Annotated in this window: 16 protein-coding genes; 8 read left to right on the plus strand and 8 right to left on the minus strand. The window is 46.8% G+C overall.

Annotated features, from left to right (window positions below):
- Window positions 1–83 precede the first annotated feature (83 nt).
- Complete coding sequence (locus tag QUB14_RS12575; RefSeq protein ID WP_333217298.1) at window positions 84–1253, minus strand: DUF58 domain-containing protein; 1170 nt, start codon at window positions 1251–1253, stop codon at window positions 84–86.
- Window positions 1254–1541: 288 nt separating this feature from the next.
- Between QUB14_RS12575 and QUB14_RS12580 the strand changes: the two genes are divergently transcribed.
- The 5 genes from QUB14_RS12580 to QUB14_RS12600 all read left to right on the plus strand — a co-directional run bounded on the left by QUB14_RS12580 (window position 1542) and on the right by QUB14_RS12600 (window position 8698).
- Complete coding sequence (locus tag QUB14_RS12580) at window positions 1542–2825, plus strand: PilT/PilU family type 4a pilus ATPase (protein WP_333217299.1); 1284 nt, start codon at window positions 1542–1544, stop codon at window positions 2823–2825.
- A gap of 567 nt (window positions 2826–3392) precedes the next feature.
- The gene (locus QUB14_RS12585) at window positions 3393–5024 is read left to right on the plus strand and encodes a polysaccharide biosynthesis protein (protein ID WP_333217300.1); all 1632 of its coding nucleotides are present in this window, start codon (window positions 3393–3395) and stop codon (window positions 5022–5024) included.
- 435 nt (window positions 5025–5459) lie between these two features.
- Window positions 5460–6665 carry a glycosyltransferase family 2 protein gene (locus QUB14_RS12590; RefSeq protein WP_333217301.1) on the plus strand — a complete coding sequence of 402 codons (1206 nt, stop codon included), beginning with the start codon at window positions 5460–5462 and terminating at the stop codon, window positions 6663–6665.
- A gap of 192 nt (window positions 6666–6857) precedes the next feature.
- On the plus strand, window positions 6858–8336 hold the full coding sequence (drt5, locus tag QUB14_RS12595) for an antiviral reverse transcriptase Drt5 (RefSeq protein ID WP_333217302.1): 1479 nt from the start codon (window positions 6858–6860) through the stop codon (window positions 8334–8336).
- 113 nt (window positions 8337–8449) lie between these two features.
- Complete coding sequence (locus QUB14_RS12600) at window positions 8450–8698, plus strand: DUF4926 domain-containing protein (protein WP_333217303.1); 249 nt, start codon at window positions 8450–8452, stop codon at window positions 8696–8698.
- A 17-nt stretch (window positions 8699–8715) separates the two neighbouring features.
- On the opposite strand, the gene QUB14_RS28745 is transcribed toward QUB14_RS12600, so the two are convergent.
- The 7 genes from QUB14_RS28745 to QUB14_RS12630 all read right to left on the minus strand — a co-directional run bounded on the left by QUB14_RS28745 (window position 8716) and on the right by QUB14_RS12630 (window position 15820).
- On the minus strand, window positions 8716–8964 hold the full coding sequence (locus QUB14_RS28745; protein ID WP_445251837.1) for a DUF5615 family PIN-like protein: 249 nt from the start codon (window positions 8962–8964) through the stop codon (window positions 8716–8718).
- Window positions 8965–9043: 79 nt separating this feature from the next.
- On the minus strand, window positions 9044–9277 hold the full coding sequence (locus QUB14_RS12605; protein ID WP_333217304.1) for a DUF433 domain-containing protein: 234 nt from the start codon (window positions 9275–9277) through the stop codon (window positions 9044–9046).
- Window positions 9278–9859: 582 nt separating this feature from the next.
- Complete coding sequence (locus QUB14_RS12610) at window positions 9860–10414, minus strand: NYN domain-containing protein (protein ID WP_242722119.1); 555 nt, start codon at window positions 10412–10414, stop codon at window positions 9860–9862.
- A 180-nt stretch (window positions 10415–10594) separates the two neighbouring features.
- Window positions 10595–11434, minus strand: a complete 840-nt coding sequence (murI, locus tag QUB14_RS12615) for a glutamate racemase (RefSeq protein ID WP_333217305.1) — start codon at window positions 11432–11434, stop codon at window positions 10595–10597.
- Window positions 11435–11578: 144 nt separating this feature from the next.
- Window positions 11579–13372 (minus strand): N-acetylmuramoyl-L-alanine amidase, encoded by a 1794-nt coding sequence (locus QUB14_RS12620; RefSeq protein ID WP_333217306.1) that lies wholly within the window; start codon window positions 13370–13372, stop codon window positions 11579–11581.
- A 545-nt stretch (window positions 13373–13917) separates the two neighbouring features.
- The gene (locus QUB14_RS12625; protein WP_333217307.1) at window positions 13918–14319 is read right to left on the minus strand and encodes a hypothetical protein; all 402 of its coding nucleotides are present in this window, start codon (window positions 14317–14319) and stop codon (window positions 13918–13920) included.
- A gap of 478 nt (window positions 14320–14797) precedes the next feature.
- Complete coding sequence (locus QUB14_RS12630) at window positions 14798–15820, minus strand: alpha/beta fold hydrolase (protein WP_333217308.1); 1023 nt, start codon at window positions 15818–15820, stop codon at window positions 14798–14800.
- Window positions 15821–16237: 417 nt separating this feature from the next.
- Here QUB14_RS12630 and infC point away from each other — a divergent pair, with 417 nt between their 5' ends.
- The 3 genes from infC (at window position 16238) to QUB14_RS12645 (ending at window position 20529) form a co-directional block, all read left to right on the plus strand.
- Complete coding sequence (gene infC / locus QUB14_RS12635; RefSeq protein WP_006635262.1) at window positions 16238–16774, plus strand: translation initiation factor IF-3; 537 nt, start codon at window positions 16238–16240, stop codon at window positions 16772–16774.
- 111 nt (window positions 16775–16885) lie between these two features.
- Window positions 16886–19930 carry a HEAT repeat domain-containing protein gene (locus QUB14_RS12640; protein WP_333217309.1) on the plus strand — a complete coding sequence of 1015 codons (3045 nt, stop codon included), beginning with the start codon at window positions 16886–16888 and terminating at the stop codon, window positions 19928–19930.
- 122 nt (window positions 19931–20052) lie between these two features.
- Window positions 20053–20529 (plus strand): Crp/Fnr family transcriptional regulator, encoded by a 477-nt coding sequence (locus QUB14_RS12645; RefSeq protein ID WP_333128001.1) that lies wholly within the window; start codon window positions 20053–20055, stop codon window positions 20527–20529.
- Window positions 20530–21200 lie beyond the last annotated feature (671 nt).

A 21200-nucleotide genomic window follows, 5' to 3' on the forward strand; every position in this document is an offset into this window, starting at 1 on the left:
GAAAAAGTTTCTGATACCTAAAAACTCATGAAGTTAATCTTTATAACTAATCGCTCTTTCCCGAAAAGCTTGCGGGGACTGTTTTAATAACTAATCGCTCTTTCCAGAGGATCTTGTAACTGAAGTTCTAAGGGTCGCCCGGAGCGAATTTCTAAACCGGGTAACTCATGTTTGACTAACATTTTTTCGCCTGTTTCAGCAGTTGCCAACGGCCAGAGCACCCAGCGGCTGCCTAGGGAAAGAGTGCTTAAAGTTGCAGAGTTTTGAGTCAGCCAAATTATCGGCAGTTTCGGCCGATTCTCAACCCCATCTTCCCCAGCATTAACCGCAGCTAAAGTTTCCAAAACTACCCGGTTGCCCGAGACGAGTCCAGTCCCGGCCGTCCAAAGTTTGACGTTTAACAGGCGCTTGCTAGCATAGAAGTAAAGAGACGCAGCTACAGTCACGGCTCGTTCAAATTCTTCTGGCTGCCACGCCGCAGCGCTGTCGAGAGCAATAATAATTTCTTGACCGCCGGCTGCAACTTCTAACTCTCTCACCCGCAGTTCTCCGTAGCGGGCGCTGGTGCGCCAGTGAATCAGGCGGGTGGGGTCTCCGTGGCGGTAAGGTCTCAGGTTGCGGGTGAGGCCTTCGGTAGCAGTTTGCGATCGACTGCGATTGTAAAATTGCGGGCTGTCTTCTTGACCGATGCGATCGATCAAAGGACAAGCGCTCAACGGCAAAACTTGTGGATACACAACCGCCACCGCTTTGACTGGGCGGCTGCGCCGGCACCAAAACAACCCTAAAGGTGCCGCCGTCCTCAAGTTTACCTCTTGCCACCGATAGACCCCGCGCTGCCGGACTTCTAGATAGTATGTATCCCTGTATATACTGTTAGGCTCTATGACTTCGATCGGGCGGACGACGGGTTCTCCTAATACAAACGGCAAGATGTCTAGCACTTGCAACAGAGTCTTAGGTTGGCGGGCGCTATTTTCGATTTCTAGTTCGACGGTGATTTGATCGCCCGCACTCACCGGTTCGATCGGGCGGCGACGGACTTCCAAGGAACGGAGCGATTTTCCAGGCAAAACCGCCGCTACTCCCAAAAGCGCCAAACCCCCACCGCTGAGCACGTACAGCCACCCAGACATTGTATTAGTCGCCGACCCAAAAAAGAAAACCGTCATCCCCGACAGCAGCCAACCTGCGTAGGCGGGGGTAACAGCGCGATTTTCGAGCCAGTCGGCAATTTTGTGACCGATGTTCATAGGAGTTTAAATTGTTAATTACTCGATCGTCCTATCAAGCCTAATTGTAAAATATTCTCAGCATTTAACACCGAATTAGCTGCGAGCGATAAGATTAGAAATCGGGCATTTTTTCGCAAGAAATCACATAGACCCCGCCCAAAAAAGGATACAAGCCCCCGACACTCGGTCAGGGTCGATCCCCAAATTTTAGACTCTAGTTCCTGCTCCCAGATTAATCTGTGGAGAAAATCTAAAATCTAAAATCTAAAATCTAAAATCTAAAATAGACTGACTGGAGACAAAAAAATGAACCCATTAAACAATCGTACACCCCTTCGACCAGAGGCTCAAGCCCGCCGCACACCGCCCCCGCCCCCGCCCTTGGCTGCAACTCCCGCGCCGCCTCCTGCACCAGCGCCGAGTGCGCCCCCTCCGGCCCAGCAGCGGTCTTCTGTGGAGAAACCAGTCAGTACGATCGAACAAATGGTCAGAGATGCCCATAGCGCAGGAGCTTCCGACATTCATATTCGAGTCGGCCAAGTACCTCGATTTCGGATTCGCGGCGTGATGCAAGTAGCAACCACCCACCCTAAAGTAACGCCAGAAATTTTTGAACATTACCTAGCTGAAATTCTCACCCCCGAACAGCGAAAACAGTTTGCAACTACCAAGGAATTAGATTCAGCAATTTTTTACCCTGGCTTCGTGCGGTGTCGGCTAAACTGTTTTGATTCCCTCAGCGGCGGTGCGATGGTATTGCGGTTGATTAGTTTGGAAATACCTACTATCGATTCCTTGAGGTTGCCAGAAGTTTTCAAAAGTATCATTTTGCGATCGCAGGGATTAATATTAGTTACTGGGCCTACAGGTTCTGGGAAATCGACAACCGTAGCTGCGATGATCGACCACCTCAATCAGATGGAGCAAAAGCACGTAGTTACAATTGAAGACCCGATCGAATTCATTCACCCTTCTAAAAAATGCTTGGTCAGCCAGCGGGAAGTCGGCTTGCATACCCACGAGTTTCAGCAGGCTTTGCGCGCAGTTTTGCGTGAAGATCCCGATGTAATTCTAATCGGGGAAATGCGCGATCGCGTTACCATCAATACAGCGTTGCAAGCAGCTCAAACAGGTCACTTAGTATTGGGAACTCTCCACACTCGCAGTGCCATTAACGCTATTAACCGATTGTTGAACCTCTACCCGCCCGAGGAACAACAGGCGATGCGGATTCAAATTTGCGATTCTTTAGTAGCGGTAATTGCCCAACTTTTGCTGCCCACAGTTGACAATCGTCGGGTAGCAGTTCACGATATTTTGGTGAATACACCTGCCATGCACGATTACTTGATGAAAGGTGCTGATGATGAAGCTTTGCGATTAATGGAACATGATACTTACGAAGGAATGCAGATTATCAACCAGGGTCTTTACAAACTGGTGCTTGAAGGCAGAGTGACGATCGAAGAAGCGGCCAAAACTTCTCCCGAAGCCAGCGATTTAGACCGTCGCTTGCGAACAGGAGGCTACGATGTTGGGGACGCTCGTGGCTTTGAAGGCAGCAAAAAAGAACGCATTGTTCGCGCCTAGTAGTAGCACACATACAGGGGTAGGCACAGCAGGACTACCCCACCCCTCAAGTAACAAGATTTTTAGCAGACGGAAATATTTGATCCGGGCTTGTGTGCGTATTTTTACTTAAAAATCAAGTGTGTTTAGTAACAAAGAATACATTCTAATTAAAGAGTAAAATGCTATAATCAATATCGAGTGTATTGTTAAGTTTTTTAAACGTAGACCTTACTTTACATAAACTTTAAAATTGCGTGAAAACTCGCAGGTGATTGCAAAGAAATAGTAAAGATATGTTCCGAGTATTGCCAACAATCAGCAATTTAAGTATATAGTTGTAGTGACAAATTTTGGACAGAGAACATTCGGACTTTGCCGATATTTGCCGATGGCAGAAGTAAGCAGGTTAAAAAAGCGCTTAATAAAACTACAAGCAGAGCAGATTGCGTCTCTTTCCGATTAAGTAGCTTTCAGTCTAAAAAATTCTAAAACCAAGCAGACTTTTAAAGATTCTGTCCCTCGAAAATTTGTTTAACAAGTCGCTTATCCGCAACAGTATTTCTAGAATTTAAAGGAGCCAAAAAAGTGAAGAGTGCATTTAACCAAAGAGAAGTTTTTGAAGGTGCCAGCAAAGCGGAAATAATTGAGCGCATCCAGCAGCTAGTTCCCCCGGGTTCCCCGGAACCGCAAGATCCTGAAATCCTCGCGACCTTAAAAACTCTCACCGCACAGCTAATCGCAGCCTATCAAGCCGACGGACAATTAGAAAGCGAACCTTTTAGCGACGTGCGCGATCGCACTATTCACCTATACGCATCCGCAGTCAGCAGCCAAATCAAAGGAAAAACCATCCTCATCACCGGTGGAGAAGGATGTGTCGGTCGTTTCTTAATCGCAAAACTCCTCGAATTAGGCGCAACTAAAATCATTTCCGCAGACAATGCCCGATGTCAAAACCCCGAAGAAAATCTCCCGCTTTTTAACAGAGAAGGTGCAGTAACTTTCTATGCCGCCGACATTCGCAACCTCAACGCGCTCAAACACATATTTGAGGTAGAAAAACCAGAAATTGTTTTTCACCTAGCAGCCCAGCGCCAACCCGGACTAGCTGAAATCAAAATCCGAGAAACAGTTACAACCAGCCTGTTAGGATGTAAACACGTCATCCAACTCTGCGAAGAATACGGCGTAGAACACTGCATCTTCTCTTCCACAGGCAAAACATCTCGATATTTTACAACCGAAGTTTACGCCGCCTCGAAGAAGTTTGCCGAATGGCAATTTGCCAAAGCAGCTCAAGAAGGAGATGTCACTTACGGGATGGTTCGCTTTACTCATATGTTGGAAAATAGCTTGTTCTGCGAGCAAATGTCCAAAAAAGTAGAGCAAGGTAAAACTGTCAACGTTCACGCTCCCCACCGCTACGTAACTGCTCAAAATCTTTTTGAAGCCGTACATTTATTGCTGAATTCTCTGGTTGTGTCCGTTCCCGGCAAACTGAAATTTGTTGCCGTAAGTAATCTCGGGTGGCCGACAGAAACTTTGGAAGTAGCTCTTTATAAAATTCTTGAATCTGGCAAAAATCTGCCGATTTATTTTCAAGGACTTTTGCCGGGATATGAAGAACCGTTTTTCCTTGGACAATTTGACTGGAAAAAGCCTACAGACATTCACCTCTTAATTAATGTTTTGGAAGATCCTTTTAGAAGTGTTAACGATACGGGCGACATGGTGAGTGTAGAATTAGCTCCTTTTTCTTTGCCCGTCTTAGATAAACAAGTGTCGAAGCTGGAAAGCTTAATCATCGATCCAGATTTCCCCGAAGTGCAAATCAAGCACGCTCTTGTCGCAGCGGAAAAAGAAGTGATTGCTTCCTCTTTTGCGTGGAGTGCCCCTGAAGAGTTGTTGAAGATTTTGCAATGGGGAATCAATCCCAAGAAATTGCAAGGTTACGGAACGGAAATCACTGACTATAGCGAGATTATCCAACTCCTCCTGCAAGGAATCTGCGGGCGGCTTAGCCAAGAAGTATTGCACAGTGCTGGAGTTACGGCAGATGAGTTTGATGACTTAGTTGAGAGTCTTTCTACGCTGGATCTGATTCAAGCAGAAGTGGGATATTTGCGATCGCTGTCGAGATATCTCAGAGAATTTGCACCCCCCGCACAGTTCACAACCAAAAAATCTGAACCTGTTGCTATCCCCGATGCAGCTTAGCTTGAACATAGTTTTGAGTTGGGAGATGGCTTCCTGAGTGCCCACCCACAGGGGATGAATGAATTCAACATCGACTAAGTGTTTAGTTGATTAAAAATAGAAAACGCAGAAACCAGGTTTCTTTTAGAAACCTGGTTTCTCCAGTCGGGAGGTGGTTGAGTTTAATTAAATTTATTTACTTAAGATTGTCAGAATCGACAGCAGATAATATTATATTATGTCTGCTCCAATAACCGCGCTTCAATTAATTGGTAGTGAGGACGCCAGTCCTAATAGTTTTATAACGAATTAATTCATCACTACAAAGGTTATAACGGTTATTTTACCGGAGATGATATGATACTTAAGATAGGCTTGCTCGCTGAGTTATTACAGGTGCAATTTTATTACATGAACTGAACGAACGCAACAAATTAAATTAAGGTACTAGATATTGTGGAAATAAATCAGCTACTGTTCCTATTGATTGATGTTGTGCTATGGGCGATCGCCCTGATCCTTCTAATTCCCGTTGCAGTTCTATTTCTAGAATGCAGTGCAGCTTTCTTGTCCGGCCAGGGCGAGACAGCCGAAACTAAAGCACCCCGCCCCAAAGTAGTAGTTTTAATTCCCGCTTACAACGAAGCAGCAGGAATTGCCGCGACAATCTCCACCATATTGCCGCAGCTAACACCTCAAGACCGCCTGTTAGTGATTGCTGACAACTGCACGGACGCCACGGCAGAAATCGCCCGTAACTGCGGTGCAAGTGCGATCGAGCGCCAAGACACACAACGCAAGGGCAAAGGATACGCACTGGATTTTGGCTTGCAGTCGATCGAATCCGACCCCCCCGAAGTAGTCATCATGGTTGACGCGGACTGCATCTGTCAGCCCGACTCTATAGAAAAATTAGCCCGGGTTGCAGTTGCCGAACAAAGACCAGTGCAAGCAACTTATCTCATGGAACAGCCACCAAATCCTACTCCTAAAGATTCCATTTCTGCTTTAGCATTTCTTGTGAAAAACTTAGTTCGTCCCAGCGGATTAAAAAAGTTAGGATTCCCATCATTACTAACGGGTACTGGCATGGCTTTTCCCTGGTCGATAATTCGATCGGTTTCCCTAGCTAGCAGCAATATTGTTGAAGATATGCAGATGAGTTTGGATTTGGCGATCGCCGGACACCCAACAGTATTCTGCCCCGAAGCAAACGTCACCGGGTGTTTGCCACAGCAGCAGCAAGCAGCTAAAAGTCAAAGAACCAGATGGGAACACGGTCACATACAGACATTGTTAACTCAAACTCCCCGGCTGACAGCAGCTTCAGTCGAGCAAAAACGTTTTGACTTATTGGCGATCGCCCTCGACTTATCCGTCCCTCCCCTATCGCTTTTAGTCGCTATTTGGCTAGCCGCTTTTGCCGCCTCATTACTAGCAGCAACCTTGGGAACATCCTCACTTCCCGCCGTCTTGTTAGCAGTACAAGGATTGCTAATTTTAGTTTCAATTGTCAGCGCATGGGCAAAATTCGGGCGTGCCGACATTTCCGGTTCAACCCTTTTATCCGTACCTTTTTACATACTTTGGAAAATCCCTTTGTATCTAGGTTTTATCCTGAAGCGGCAAACTAAATGGGTACGGACAGAACGCGATGTTTAGTATTCGGTAGTATTCGGTAGGGTGCGTCAGCCACATAGTTGACGCAACTAGAAAATCTCGTTTCTGACGCACCTTACTTAAGAAGGGGTTGGTATATGTGAGCGACCTGCGGTATTTGTAGGTTAAATACTGTATCATACTGGATCTGCAAGACAATTATAGGTTAGGCCAAAACAAAATGAGACAATGATCATGAACGAGACAACGCTGCAATACTTCTTACAAGATTACCCAAGAACATTGTTTCCCCTGGCTACTACTCATATTCTTATTCAGAATCATGCGGAGGCAATTCTTAAATATATCTATGAAAAAGTACTAAATAAATTAGAGCCAGAGTACTCATTTTTGCCTCAGCTTCACTGTTATGCCTCTAAAACCGGTTTTCACCTTCGACGAACAGTCAAACTAGATCCTGTTTCAGAATTATTTATCTACGATCTTGTTTATAGAAATAGAAAAAAGTTTCGCTCAGATTTTCGTGAAAACAGAAAAAGTTTTGGTTATAGATTTGAAGGCGGGCAACCCATTGCTCAAACCCATAGTTATGCAGAATTTAAGTCATTTATCGCAGAGGGTAAGAAATCTTATCAGTTTAGCGCGAAGTTTGACATAAGTTCGTATTTTAACTCAATTTATCATCACGATCTTATAGGTTGGTTTAGTGAAGGAGGTCGAAGTTTAGAGGACACAGAATACTTTGGGCAGTTTCTACGAGAAATAAATGCTGGCAGATCTGTCGATTGTTTGCCCCAAGGATTGCATCCGTGTAAGGTTATAGGTGCAGAGTTTTTAAAGTTTGTTGATAATTCGATTTTGATAAAAAGTCAGCTTATGCTTCGCTTTATGGATGATTATTATCTTTTTGATAATGATGAGAGTGTAATTAATTCAGATTTTGTTGTAATTCAGAAAATGTTAGGAGAAAAAGGTCTTTTTTTGAATTCTGCAAAAACAAGAATAGGTCAAGTGGAAGAAATTAATATTGAAAAACAAGTTGATACTATTAAAGCCGGTTTATTGCAAGTTAGACGACATATTATTGAAGTTTCTGGTATCGAGTTTGATCAGGATGAAGAGGAAGAATATGAGGAGCTGAGTGATGAGCAAATCGAATATTTGCTAGACATTTTAAAAGATCCGGATATTCACGAAGAAGATGCTGAACTGGTTTTAATTCTACTGCGAGATCATGGAAGTGATGTTTTAGAGAGAATGAAAATTTTTCTAGAACGTTTCCCAAGCCTTAGCAAAACTGTTTATACTTACTGCCGATATTTAAATGACAAAACCGAGCTATCAAACCTGGTCAAAGAATTCCTTAAAACATCTAGAAATATAACAGAAAATCAATTATTTTGGCTTGCCAAAATGACAGAAGATTATCTTATGGAGTCTCATAATTATGGTAATATAATTGAATTGTTATATAATCATCCTCACGCGACAAGCTTGACACAGGCAAAAGTACTTGAGATCCCCGACAACCGGTTTGGATTACCTGAACTGAGGTCTGAACATCTTCGTGTGGGAAAGTCAGATTGGTTATCTTGGTCAGCAGCAGTAGGCTGTCGTCAAGAGACTAAAATCAGTAGGAATCATTATTTGGGGTATTTCTCCAAAGCTAGCCCAATGAACAAGTTGATATCTGATTGCATTTCTGCACTATAAATAATAGCGTTGGCAAAAAGTGCAATCCTCGGAGTGGCTCGATTATTGACCATGATTCAGAGATTCCAAGATTAACAACCGGCTATCCTCTATAGTGCCTGGAGGTGATAAGAGTGGCAAATAATACAGTCAAATTGCTAGATATTGTTGCCTTGACCGTTGACCTTCCTGAATACAACCTGCGGCGCGGACAAGTTAGCACAGTGGTTGAACTGTTGGCTGATGGTGCAGCGTTTGATGTTAAATTTAGCGATCGCAACGGACGCACTTATGAATCTCTCGGATTGCCAAGAGAGAAAATCATGGTGTTGCACTTCCAGCCAGCATCACCTGATATCAAGCCTGAGATAGTTACAGCGTAAGCAGGACTACTCTTGAATCAATGAAGCTCTAAGCAGTAAATGCTAGAATTACTTAAAAGCTCTTGAATAGCTTCTTGTCCAGAGCGGATCAGAGTTTCAACTTGATTGGTGGGTGGGTTTCCACATCTTAACCACACTACTTTCGGTGGAGAACTATACAGCCGACTTCTTTCGGTAAAGTCTGCATCTTGAGTCACAATACAGAAATGGTTCAACTTAGCAAAATCCCAGATTTCTGTATCTGTTTTCTCTGCTAACCCATGCAACTAAACATGACTAGCATTAGGGAAAATATCAGCCAAGCGAGTAACTAATTTTCGGCTCAGATTTGATCGAATAGGAGTTTCAACCAACACTCACCGAAGCAACTAAACGACGATCGCGATCGGCCACAAACTCTAGACAGGCTCTAATGTCTGTTTCTGTCAGTTCTGGGAAGTCGTCAATAATCTCAGTAAGAGAAATTCCAGAAGCCAGCCAGTTAAGAACATCGTAAACAGTAATCCGCATCCGACGAATGCAGGGCTTGCGACCTCGCTGCTTATCCGGCTCTATGGTGATGATGTCGCGATAGCTCATGATACACGTAAAGTGTTTGGATCTACATTCTAGAAAAACATATCTGAAAATAAAAACAAAAAATCTGAAGCTGGAAAATTCCAACTTCAGACTTTTACTAACTCCCCGGGTAGGATTTGAACCTACGACCAATCGGTTACACTTATCCCAACGTTTCCGAAGGGGGCGGACTATTTCATCATCCCTACAAATCATGTTTGTGATCTGTCGTCGGATGTCGGGCGCTATGAGATTTATTGGTTAGGCTCCTCATCTCTAGTCTCTGCACCTTTCCGGCTACTTGCGATCGTAACCGCTGCCTTTCGCCAGACTTGGCTCAAGATTGCCGCCACCCGAAGTGCTGCGGTTTCCTTGAATTCACCCGATTTTTCAGTATCCGTTACCGGATAGAGCTGCTATGTCACTAGGGCTTTTGGTTGATGCCAAAGGCTTGCATTCATTACAGCCGACCGCTCTGCCACTGAGCTACCGAGGATTGGGGGTTTTTGTTACCCACAATTACTAACAATAGCTGAACTTACTCGATTTGGCAAGGCCTTTGACAAACTTTTTTTTTGTCAGACAGCGAGCGGGTTTCAGCAGCTAATGCAGCCCCATTCTCAACTTGGCGAGGCGCTGCTGGGATTCTGGATCGAGGGAATTGGCGAGAAAGCGACTGGAATTGTGTTTGCGGGATTTGTGCTGGCGCTCGCTGCGGCGGGCGGTGGATTCTACGTCAGCCGCTAGTTGTTCGGCGGACATCCATTCGGCACCGTAGCCAACTACGGTCAATTGCTGCGCTCGGTCTGATGTGGCGACAATCATGCGGCCTTTGCCTTTGACCGATCGCAACTCGTAGCGCAAACTAGCACAAGATTTTTCAATATAAGTATCTGCTGTCTGACCGAAGTCAGTGTAGTGCACCGATAAATTTTTAGTAATAATTTCTTTAACGCCGGGAGTATCTCGATAGTGCGCGTCAAACACCAGTCGAGCCTCAAAATCTTGAACAGCGCTGTAGTTAACTAAAACCTCTATTAACTCGCGACGAGCTGTTTCGAGTTCGTCGCGATCGCGCTTCTCTCGGAGTCGAGGCCAAAGTCCAATTATGTTATAGCCGTCTACAAGTAAAACTGCTTGTGATACATAGGGTGACATGGTTCAAGGCTGAAGAGATCCAGCACGTATAGGACATTATTTGCATTGTTCATCAAAGCTTTTGTTCAATAATATTACCTATTGATGTGTAATTGCTAGGTTACATCGCAATAATTAAACCCCCCAGATCCAGCTTTACCTGAGTTTTGGGGGGTTAGATTAACCTATAAATTTTCCGGCTTATTCGCCAGATTCCAGCGATACGGGCGATCGTACAACTGTCGGCAGGGATATTTTCTCAACAGCAGGAGTACAACCGAGCCACTGCACCGACAACTCCGCAAACTGCTGCGGGGGGCCGCTCACGCAAAAACGAGTCGGTAGCGCAGTACCAGGATTCCGCAGCCCCAAAAGCTCCAATTCTCTGGCAGCAGCAGCCACCACCCGTACCGCAGGATCGATCAATGTCACCCCAGCAGGCAAAAGCGAGCGCAGCACAGGAGCCAACAGCGGATAATGAGTGCAGCCGTAAATCAGCGTATCGATGCGCTGCTGAATCAAAGGAGCCAAATATTCCCGAGCCACCTCACAAGTATAAGGGTCGTGAATCCGGTTTTGCTCCACCAGCGGCACAAAAGCCGGACAGCTAACCTGCCAGACCAGGCAAGAATCGTCCATCTCCAAAATCGCATTTCGATAAGCATTGCTAGCAGCCGTAGCAGGAGTTGCGATCACCCCGATCCGCTTGCCTTGCTGCACAGCAGCCTGCGCCCCCGGCAGAATTACTCCCAGCACAGGGATATCAAATTCAGCATGCACCATCTCCATCGCCAAAGCAGAACTGGTGTTGCAGGCCATAATGACCATTTTCACATCCTGTTCCACCAACCAGGCCATAATTTCGCGGACAAACTCCACAATTTCTGACGGCGTGCGAGTGCCGTAAGGCAGCCTCGCCGTATCTCCAAAATAAAGTATCGATTCGTTGGGCAATTGTCGGTACAACTGGGTCAAAACAGTCAAACCGCCCACGCCGCTGTCAAAAATACCGATTCTTTGTTGTCCAGAGTCTGTTGTCATTTGTTAATTGTCAATAGTCAGTTGTCAATAGTCAGCAGGCACCAGCCATCAGCGATCAGTCATCAGGAAAAATTACCAATTACCAATTACCAATTACCAATGCCGAATTACCAATTACCAATTACCAATCCCTCCGGCAATATATTATCTTTGTTGAAGATAAACTAAAATGCCGCGAGCAATCGAAGCCGCCATTTGACTGCGGTAAGCTGGGTCAGAAAGCCTAGCAGCATCTTCAGCACCCGTCACAAAACCTACCTCCAGCAAAACAGAAGGCATAGAAGTCTTCCTCAAAACGTAAAATCTCGCCTGCCGCACTCGGCGGTCAGTCGCCCCTGTACCCTCCAAAATACTGGCGTGAATCACCCTCGCCAAATCTTGGCCGTTATTGAAATAATAAGTCTCAACCCCGCTAATATCCGGCCGACTCATATTAATCGCATTAGCGTGAATGCTGACAAACAAAGTAGCATTCACCCGTTCCGCCAAAGAAACTCTCGGTTCTAGGTCGATTTCGCTGTCGTCAGTCCGAGTCATCACCACCTGAACGCCCTGCTGTTCCAGCAGCCTCGCCACCTGAAACGAGATATCCAAAACAATCTCCTTCTCCTGAATACCCTGAATCCCGACTGCCCCCGGATCGCGGCCACCGTGACCGGGATCGATCGCTACTACGGCGCGGCGGTTAGAAGCTTGGGGCAAATCGTCGTTTCCGAAAGTCCTTCTCGGCAAAGGCTGCCAATTCGGAGTGCGAGTCAAAGGCTGCTGCGCGCTAGCATTCGATCGCAACTGCAAAGACAGCAACTGCGGGTTCGGTCTCGTCACCCTGCCTACCTCTACCCCCGATCGCGGCTGCACCCAAATCACCACAGTCTCCGCATCTTCTTGGCTGGCAGTAAACGATACAGGACTGTTGGCATCGAGCTGAGGAATTTCCCCCGCCAGGGAACTAGAGGCGATCCTAATCCAGTAAGCTCTCGACCCCTGGTCCCACCCGCTGGTATAGGAGACTTGGCGGTCAGTTCTCACCACCAGTTGCGTGCCGTTACTGGCTAAATCAATTGACTGAACTCTCGCTAAATTTCCTTGAGCTTGTCTAGCCGGAGGATCTACAGTCAGGCGGCGGGAAACCGAGGGCTGTCGTACTACACTTCCAGGCAATAGCACAACCCCGCCCAAATTGCTCACAGATGCCCGCCACTGAGTATTAGAATTCTTCATCCGCAAAGTCACGCGGGTAACGGGCGGGTCTGTTGGCAGTTGCCGGACTTCAATCTGGTCAACCCCGTGCTGACCGTTCGTTTGAGGCTGTTGGCTGCTTAGGCCCGCAGCTAAACTAGCTCCTTCAATATCGAGGGTGGCGATGTCCCCAGCCCGACTTTGTTGAAAATTAATTTGGGGGCGACCGCCCGCAGTTCGGACTAAAAAACCGTCCGCCGTCACCTGAACGTTCTGAACTACAGTCGCCTCGCCCGACTGGGCTTGGGATGCTGAAGATTCAACCGATAACCTTTCTCCCCCTGGCTCTGAAATCGGATTTTGAGTTTCTCCCGGCACCGGCGTTGGCAAATCCACTGTCCACTCGGTCGGAGAAATCCCCCGGAATTTTACTTGCTGAGGGTCTATAGTAAACCCGTCTTTGATCTCGACCACAATTCTGGTCGTATCGTTGTCAAACTGCCCTACCCGCACCGATTCGATCGCCCCTGAGAGCGGTTTGCTGACCGAGGGACGACCCAGACTCGTCCCCGGCAAGTCGATTACCAACCGCATCGGGTTGAAAATCAGTTGAGCCTTGGGTTGTACTCCCCCGTCTGTTGTAATGTAAAGCCGGTTCTCTGAAGCATCAAACCGCCAAGATTGCAGTCTAGCTGCTTCGGCGGCTCCGGCGAGCAAAAATACACTTAAGAAACTCGGTAGTAGCCAGTGGAATTTCACGACAGTTTTTTCCTCGTTTGCGTTACTGCCAAAAGCTGGAAGGGCGCTGCTTGCCCGATCGGCTTTCAGCAGTTAGCCGCCAGCAGACCGGGGGCACGGGGGCCGTCAGTTGTTGGCTAAATTTACTTTTTTATGCGTTAACAGGCTCCAAAATGCCAGATCCCGGCATTTTTGAACTTTCCCGTATACTTGGGGGCGATCGGTTATAAGCAGACTGAAAGATTGTGGGCACAAGGGAAGGTATTTATTTTTAGGAGCAAGAAACAAGGTGCTTCTTGAAGTTAGAAGGTACAAGTTAGAAGGTAGAATTTTACCGTTCTTCCAGGCAGGGGTTTCATAGCTCTTTAATGTTGGCGAAGCTCGTTACGGCAAGGGTTATAATCCGCTTTACACTTGCGTTGTGTTCTAACTTTTCCTAAACTACCTCAATAACTTAACAACTTACCCCGGGAACAATCCGGATTTCCAAGATTTAGGTAACTTTTCAAAGCCACCAAATGTTAGTCCCAGACAAACTGACATATTCTTTGGAAAAATCTTTTTTGCTAATTTTTTGCTAACAGATTCACAGTTAAATACAACTCCATATCGCCCCTGCTCTCTTTTTTTCTGAATTTTTTACTCAGGGATTTTCGGTGCTGCTTGAAACTTAGTGGGGCGATCGCGATCGCGCCCGCCAATTTGACACTATGATAGCTAGTCCATGTTTTCAGCAGTAACGGGAGAGTTTTGTGTGTTACTTGGGCTGGCAATGCTTTGTCCTTTAGACTGTTTTTGAGTGCACGATCGACAGCCAGAGCATTGGTTTGTTGACCTGAGAAAAAGTTTTGACCGTAGATGATATAGTTATCGCAGTTGTAAAGTTTTTTGGACAGCAAAGACAATCGATCGGCTTCTGGGTAAAACCTGTGATTTGGTTTAATGACTTGCCTTTCGACTAACTGCATAACTTGGATGTGTACTACCAGTTAGAGAAGATACACTATCTTGGTGATTGTGTCAATCTCTGACCTTCTAAAAAAAGGGCAATCAATAACAGTAGATACATGACATCACAGAAAGACGGAGACTTAATTTCAAGCAGGATTCGCCCACAGCAAACAAGTGGTTTAGGTTAGTTCAAGCCTCTAGATAGCCGCTGGGGAGTCAGTATCGAACCTCAAATCGACTGACTCTCAAGATAGGGAAGTTTTGTAATATAGCAACAGCCCTGACGGTTAGGACGTTCTTAATATCTGAAACCTAAGCGGTCGATTGGGCCTTCCCTCGGACTTCTTTTTACCCAGTCAGCTTCGTCGCTATAGCCTTCCACATCTGCTATACCATACCACCGGGTGCGATCGAGTTCTAGCAAATTTATTTTTGAGCGGGATCGATACCCGTAAGTGATTTTTTTCCCTTAATAATCCACGGCCCCATGTCTAATCAACAGTGCTGCAATTGGCTCTCGCCCATAGGTGCAAAATTCCGGCTCATCCAGTTCAAAATTGCTTGATTTACTTGTTCCGGGCATTCATCCTGGGGACAGTGGCCCGCATTATCTAATTCAACTAGCTCTACATAATTGGGATTGCATTCGACAAATTGGTGGGGTCGGGCGAACCGAGGGGGAATCATCCGGTCTTGTTTGCCCCAAATTAACAGCATGGGAATTGTTAAATTTCGCATCACAATCTTGACACTGGGGCAAAATTTTGAACTGCCTACAGCTTTAAATAAAGCGCAGAAGGCGCGGGCTGCTCCCCGATCGCCTGCTGGCCCTGCTAGAATTTCCACTAATTCGTCGGTAACAGCTTCGGGGTTGGAGTAGGCAAAGCCAACCCAGCGACGGACAAAGGAAGGCTTGCTGGCAAAATAAAACAAAGGCCTGAGTACGATCGGAGAAACAAACAAACTTTCAACAGCTTCGATCGCCGGAAGCAGCCATCCGGGCACAGCTTCGGCTCGCACAGAGGGGTCTGGGAGGCTAACCATCACCGTGCCGGCCACCATGTCCGGGTGAGCCGCCGCCACGGCCAGACAAATCAGCGAGCCGATCGAGTTTCCTGCCAATATTACTGGCTCTCTGATAAAAGTTAGCCAAAAATCATAAACTTGATCGACCCACAAAGACACAGAGTAGTTGACCGGGGCTTTTTGGGAAGCGCCAAACCCTAACAAATCCAAGGCGTAAACCGTTTGGTTTTCGGCGAGTTGGGCGAGATTTTGTCGCCAGTGACCGATCGAAGCTCCAAACCCGTGCAGTAAAATAATCGGCGTTCCCGATGCGTGCGGCGCAATTGCCTGGGCCCCAGAATCTTGAGATTTGAGCGCGCCTTGATTTCGCCCCAAAGTCTGCCGCAAATAAGTGTAGCGAGTTTGCCAACCCCGCCACATCCAGTCTCGTTGAGTTCCCACCCGTTGGTGCCACAGCAGAGAATTTGTCAATTTTGCCTCAGCTCGCAACATAAATTTACACTTGCTTATACCTATTCTACAAGGCAAATCAGGCGACTTGGGGGACTTGCCAGACCGGGCGAGATGGGCTAGGAAAAGCGGTGGTACCTCATCCTTAAGCTTTTACCCTGAATTTTTGACGGTTTTGTCATCAATCGGGCAAGGGGGCAGGCGATCGTGTGTGAAGTTAAAATAAAACTAGGCAGAAACTCAGCCAGACTGAGTAGAATAGCAAGTATTGTAAGAATTCATTTACGATCGTCCAAATATTCCCCAAGGCTTTAGCGGAGGGGAGACAGGGCGCGGTAGTACGTCCGGTAAGGGTAACACCTTATAAAACAGTTCGATCGTCAATCGTGAAATATTGACCGATCAAACCTGTAACTATCAAGAAGCTTCGCTATTAAACTACTGCTTGTAAAACCATTCATGCCTGTGATTGAAAGAAGACAAAATCGCAACCTACCCCAGATCAACGAAAATATTCGATACCCCAAAATCCGGGTAATCGATACCGACGGCGCGCAACTAGGGATATTGACGCCTGCAGAAGCGCTGCGCCTCGCAGAAGAAAAAGAACTCGATCTCGTACTTGTCAGCGACAAAGCTGACCCGCCCGTATGCCGGGTAATGGACTATGGGAAGTACAAATTCGAGCAGGAAAAGAAAGCGCGAGAAGCAAAGCGGAAGCAGCACACTGCCGATGTTAAAGAAGTGAAGATGCGCTACAAAATTGAAGAACACGACTACCAAGTGCGCCTCAAACTAGCAGACCGCTTTATCAAATCTGGGGACAAAGTAAAAGCCACGATCATGTTCAGAGGTCGGGAAATCCAACACAGCAACCTCGCAGAGGACTTGCTCAAGCGCATGGCCACAGATTTGCAGGAAATCGCAGAAGTGCAGCAAGCCCCGAAAAAAGAAGGACGCAGTATGATGATGCTGCTGTCGCCCAAGAAAGTATAAATAGATAGTCATTAGTAAGCAGTCATCAGTCATAAACTGGTGACTGATAGCTGATGACTTCCGAAGTTAGTCAGTCAGGAATAAGCTACCACACAGGAAAATCAAGGCTGCATGGAAAATTTTCAAATCAGCGGTTCGGCGGGAGTAAGACAAGGAGTGCTGCGATCGCTCAACCTGCGATCGGAAGAAGTAGAGCGAACCATACTGATGTTCCTCGTCTACACTCTAACCTCCGTCGGTCTGATCTGGCTGGAACTCAGCACAGTAGGTCTTTTTCTAGATGAATTTGGTGCAGACAAAATGCCCTGGATCTACATAGCCAGCGCGTTTATCGGTTCTGGCTTGGGATTTGTCTACTCGTGGCTGCAAAAAATCCTGCCGCTAAGGCGCACCGTAGTGGTTGTTCTGGCAATGATGTCGATACCGCTATTTTTGTTTCGATTCGGCATCGGCTACGAAAATACTAAGATAGCTGGCGTCAGCATCGCTTTTATTACTATTTTTTTGATGTGGCTGTGGGTAGAAGCTTGCTATGTCCTCAACGACCTTAATACTTCTATCACTTCCAACCAACTGTTTAATATTAGAGAAATCAAGCGTACCTATCCGCTAGTCAGTAGCGGCTATCTAGTAGCTGGAGTAGTCAGCGGATTTTCTCTGCCTGTTTTGCTGTACGTAGTCGGACTCAAAAACGTTACCCTCATATCGGGGTTGATGGTGGCGACAGGCTCGGTGTTGCTCTACTACCTCACGGAAAAATACAGCCAAGCATTCCCGGAAACGGCTCACTGGACGGATGACGACGAAGACGACGACCAAGAAGAATTTACCGCCCGCAAAGTTACAGGCCCGCTCCAAAAATACGCTGTACCTCTAGTCAGTTTCTTCATCCTCGCAGAAGTCGTCTACGTGCTGGTAGATTTCCAATTCTACAGCCAGTTAGAATACCAAAACCCGGGGGACGGAGCTAGTTGGATCGCTAGCTTCCTGGGCATTTATGAAGGCATACAAGGCCTGTTTCAAGTGGCGACTCAGTGGTTCGCTTCGAGCCGGTTGGTGGAAAGAATCGGTGTATTCGTGACGGCGATGATTTTGCCGGCGGGCATCGCTATACTCGGGGTGCTGACCATAGGAGCATCTCTGGGCCAGCTAGTATCTGTGTTTATCGGGCTAATATTGCTGAGATTTTTAGACGAACTGCTTCACTACACGCTTTTGGAAACCGTTAGCCCGGTTTTATTTCAACCGATTCCCGACAATATTCGATCGGGAATTCAAACTTTGGTCAACGGTGTGGGCGAACCTTTGTCCTGCGGAGCTACAGGAGTAGCCATCCTGATTATGCTGTGGGTGACAGGCAAGATACTCCCCCAGCAAGACGAAAATGTATTTCACGACCAGCAAAGCTTGATATTTATTGGCGCGATCGTAATATTGGCACTGTTGTGGGTGTTTGTCGTATGGCTGATCCGCTCTCAATACGTGGGTTTGTTGGTCAAAAGTGCCGAGCGGGGGCGCTTGGGCGTCACAGACGTTGACCTCAAAGCTCTCAAGCGCGCAGTGGTGGAAACTCTACAAAAGCCGGGGGGCGAAGATGAAAAGCGCTCTTGCATAGAACTCCTGACGCAAATTGACCCCAAAAATGTCGGAGAAGTTCTGGCTCCCCTCCTGGATTCGCTGTCCCCTGGTTTGCAGCGCCAGAGCTTGGAAACGATGCTGCAACACCCGAACCCCGCATATTTAGAATCTGTCCGCGCACTCTCGCAACAATCCTTGCCACCGGAGGTTCTGGCCTTGGCTTTGCGCTACATCTGGCTGACGGAAGCTGAACCGAATATTGAGAGCTTGCGGCCTTACTTGCAGCCGACGGTCGATCCGGTGGTGCGGGGTACGGCGGCTGCTTTAATTATGAGAAGGGGCGATCGCCAGCAAAAGGCAGAGGCTACTAATACGCTGCGGCAAATGCTGACACACAAGCAAGAGCGGGAACGTGTTATGGGGACGCGGGCTCTGGGAGAAGCTGATTATTTGCAAGGACTGCGGCTGCACATCCCCAATCTGTTGCAAGATGAATCTCTGCGAGTGCGCTGCGCTCTGTTAGACGTGATTTCGTCTACTCATTCGGAAGAATATTATCCTTCGCTGCTGCGCGGCCTTGGTTACAAATCAACTAGGGAAGCGGCTTTGCAGGCTATAGTCAAACTTCACAACGACGCCATTCCTTTGCTCGTGTATTTGGCTGAGGACATCCACAAGCCGGATTTGGTCAGGTTGCAAGCTTGGACGGCTCTGGGTCAAATAGGGACTCCGGAGGCGATCGACATTTTGGTCAGCAATTTGATGACGACCTGGGGAACTACCAGGCGCAACATCCTCCGCATCCTGTTGAAAATGCCTTCGGAAGCGGGGATAGAAGGGGTTCTAGACCGCATCGGCCGCAGCGGCTTGGAAACTCTCATCGAACAGGAGTTAATGTTTATCGGTCAAATTTATGCAGGTCTGGTAGATTTGTCTGGGGTAACAACCTACGGCAATTTCTCCGAGCGGGATGCCAACAGCACCGGGGCACCTGGAAACGATACGGCTCAATTGTTGCAGCGGGCTCTGGCGGGGTTGGAAGCTGATGCTAGGGATAGGTGTTTTTTGCTGATGAAGTTTCTTTATCCGCTGGACACCGTACAAGCCGCTGCTTTCAACATCGCTTCGGGCCAACCTTCTTTGGTTGCTAGGGGATTGGAAATTCTCGATAATACTGTGGATATAGCTAGGAAGCGATCGCTCATCAATTTGTTAGACCAAAACTCGCAAAGAGAAAAATTGAGCAACCTCTCGGAATTGATGGTTTACAAACCTCTAGCCCCTAGCGATCGTTTGCGCCGCTTGCTAGAATTGCGCCACTTCCTTTCGGATTGGGCCTTGGCCTGCTGCTTTCACTTGGCGAGAGAAGCGCGCTGGAGTCTTACGGCTCAACAAACTCTCGTCTGTCTGCAGCACCCGACGGGTTTTGTCCGCGAAGCAGTGTTAGCCTATTTGAAAATAGCCTCGCCGCGGGCTTTGGTCGAATTGTTGCCCAGGCTGCAAAATGACCCCGATAATTTGGTATCCGCTCAAGTTGAAGAGATGATGGCAGAGTTCGGTGCTGGGGGAAAAAGGTAACATTAGTCAGTTGTCAGTTGGCAGTTGTTATTGTCAGTCAACAGTTAACCGTCAACCGTCAACAGTTTTTATTTTCCTTCTTCTTCCCTTTTTTAAGTTTAAATTAATCATTGCATCTCATTATGTTAACCAGCGTCGAACGCCTATTGTTTGTGAGGGAGGTTCCGATTTTTAAGGAACTACGGGATGATTTTCTCGTGCGTCTAGCATCGGTAATGGATGAACTTTCGTTTCCTTCCAAGCACAGGATTTTTACGGAAGGACAAGAAGGTCGGTCTCTCTATATTTTGGTATCGGGAACGGTGCGGGTGCATATAGGCGATCGGGATTTAGCACAGTTGAAAGCGGGGGCTTGTTTCGGGGAAATGTCGCTTTTTGACGCAGAACCTCGCTCGGCTTCTATTTCTACTCTCGAACAATCCGAGTGTTTGATGCTGACTCAAATGCAGCTATACGATGCGATTGATGAAACGCCGGGAATTGCTGTGAATATTATTCGCTTGCTGTCGCGCCGGATTCGTGAGTTGAATCAAAAGTTGAATGCTAAAGAAGCCATGATGCCCCCTACAGAGACTGTGAGAGTTGCGGAAATGCGATGAAATTGGGGAATTGGGAATTGTGTTTTTAGTCGAGGGGTAATTCTGCACAATTTACAGCAGTTTGCGATGCTATGAGGTACATTAGCAGCAATGAGTGAACCAATGTCTTAAATGGTTCGGATTCATCAAATTAAGGGCAACTGCTACGATCCGGTCAATCATCTCTGGGGTCTGGGGAGAAAACATTCGCAAAAAAGATTTACAGCACTTTCCGATGTTATGAGGTTCAATTAAGTGAAAAGCACCTGATAGTTGACGGGGTTGTCACCCCGTCAATATTTAAAGTATGTGATGAGTCAATGTAACGACAAGCGGATAGCATTAATTTGGGATGGCGCTAAATATCATTCTTCTTTTCTAGGTTAAAGACTTTTTGTCATGGGTGAATAATGATGCAAGATGAATCAGATTGGAAAATCACTTGTTTGAGATTCGCACTCCTACGCTCCGACTCAGCATTCAATTGAAGATATTTGGTTACAAGCTAAACAATTGATTAGGGAGTGCTATCATCTGTATCAGACATTTGCTCTCGTCAAATATATATTTAAGTTAGTTACCCATTATCAGATATTTTATTTCTTGATACTCCCGAGCCCTAAAGGGACGGGGATTCTTGAAGAGTCCAGATACGAACTTTCAAAGGCGAAATCAAAGCGCCTCTACTGACT

It is taken from the genome of Microcoleus sp. B3-D2 (assembly GCF_036705345.1).
In the GTDB taxonomy this organism is placed as follows: Bacteria; Cyanobacteriota; Cyanobacteriia; order Cyanobacteriales; family Microcoleaceae; genus Microcoleus.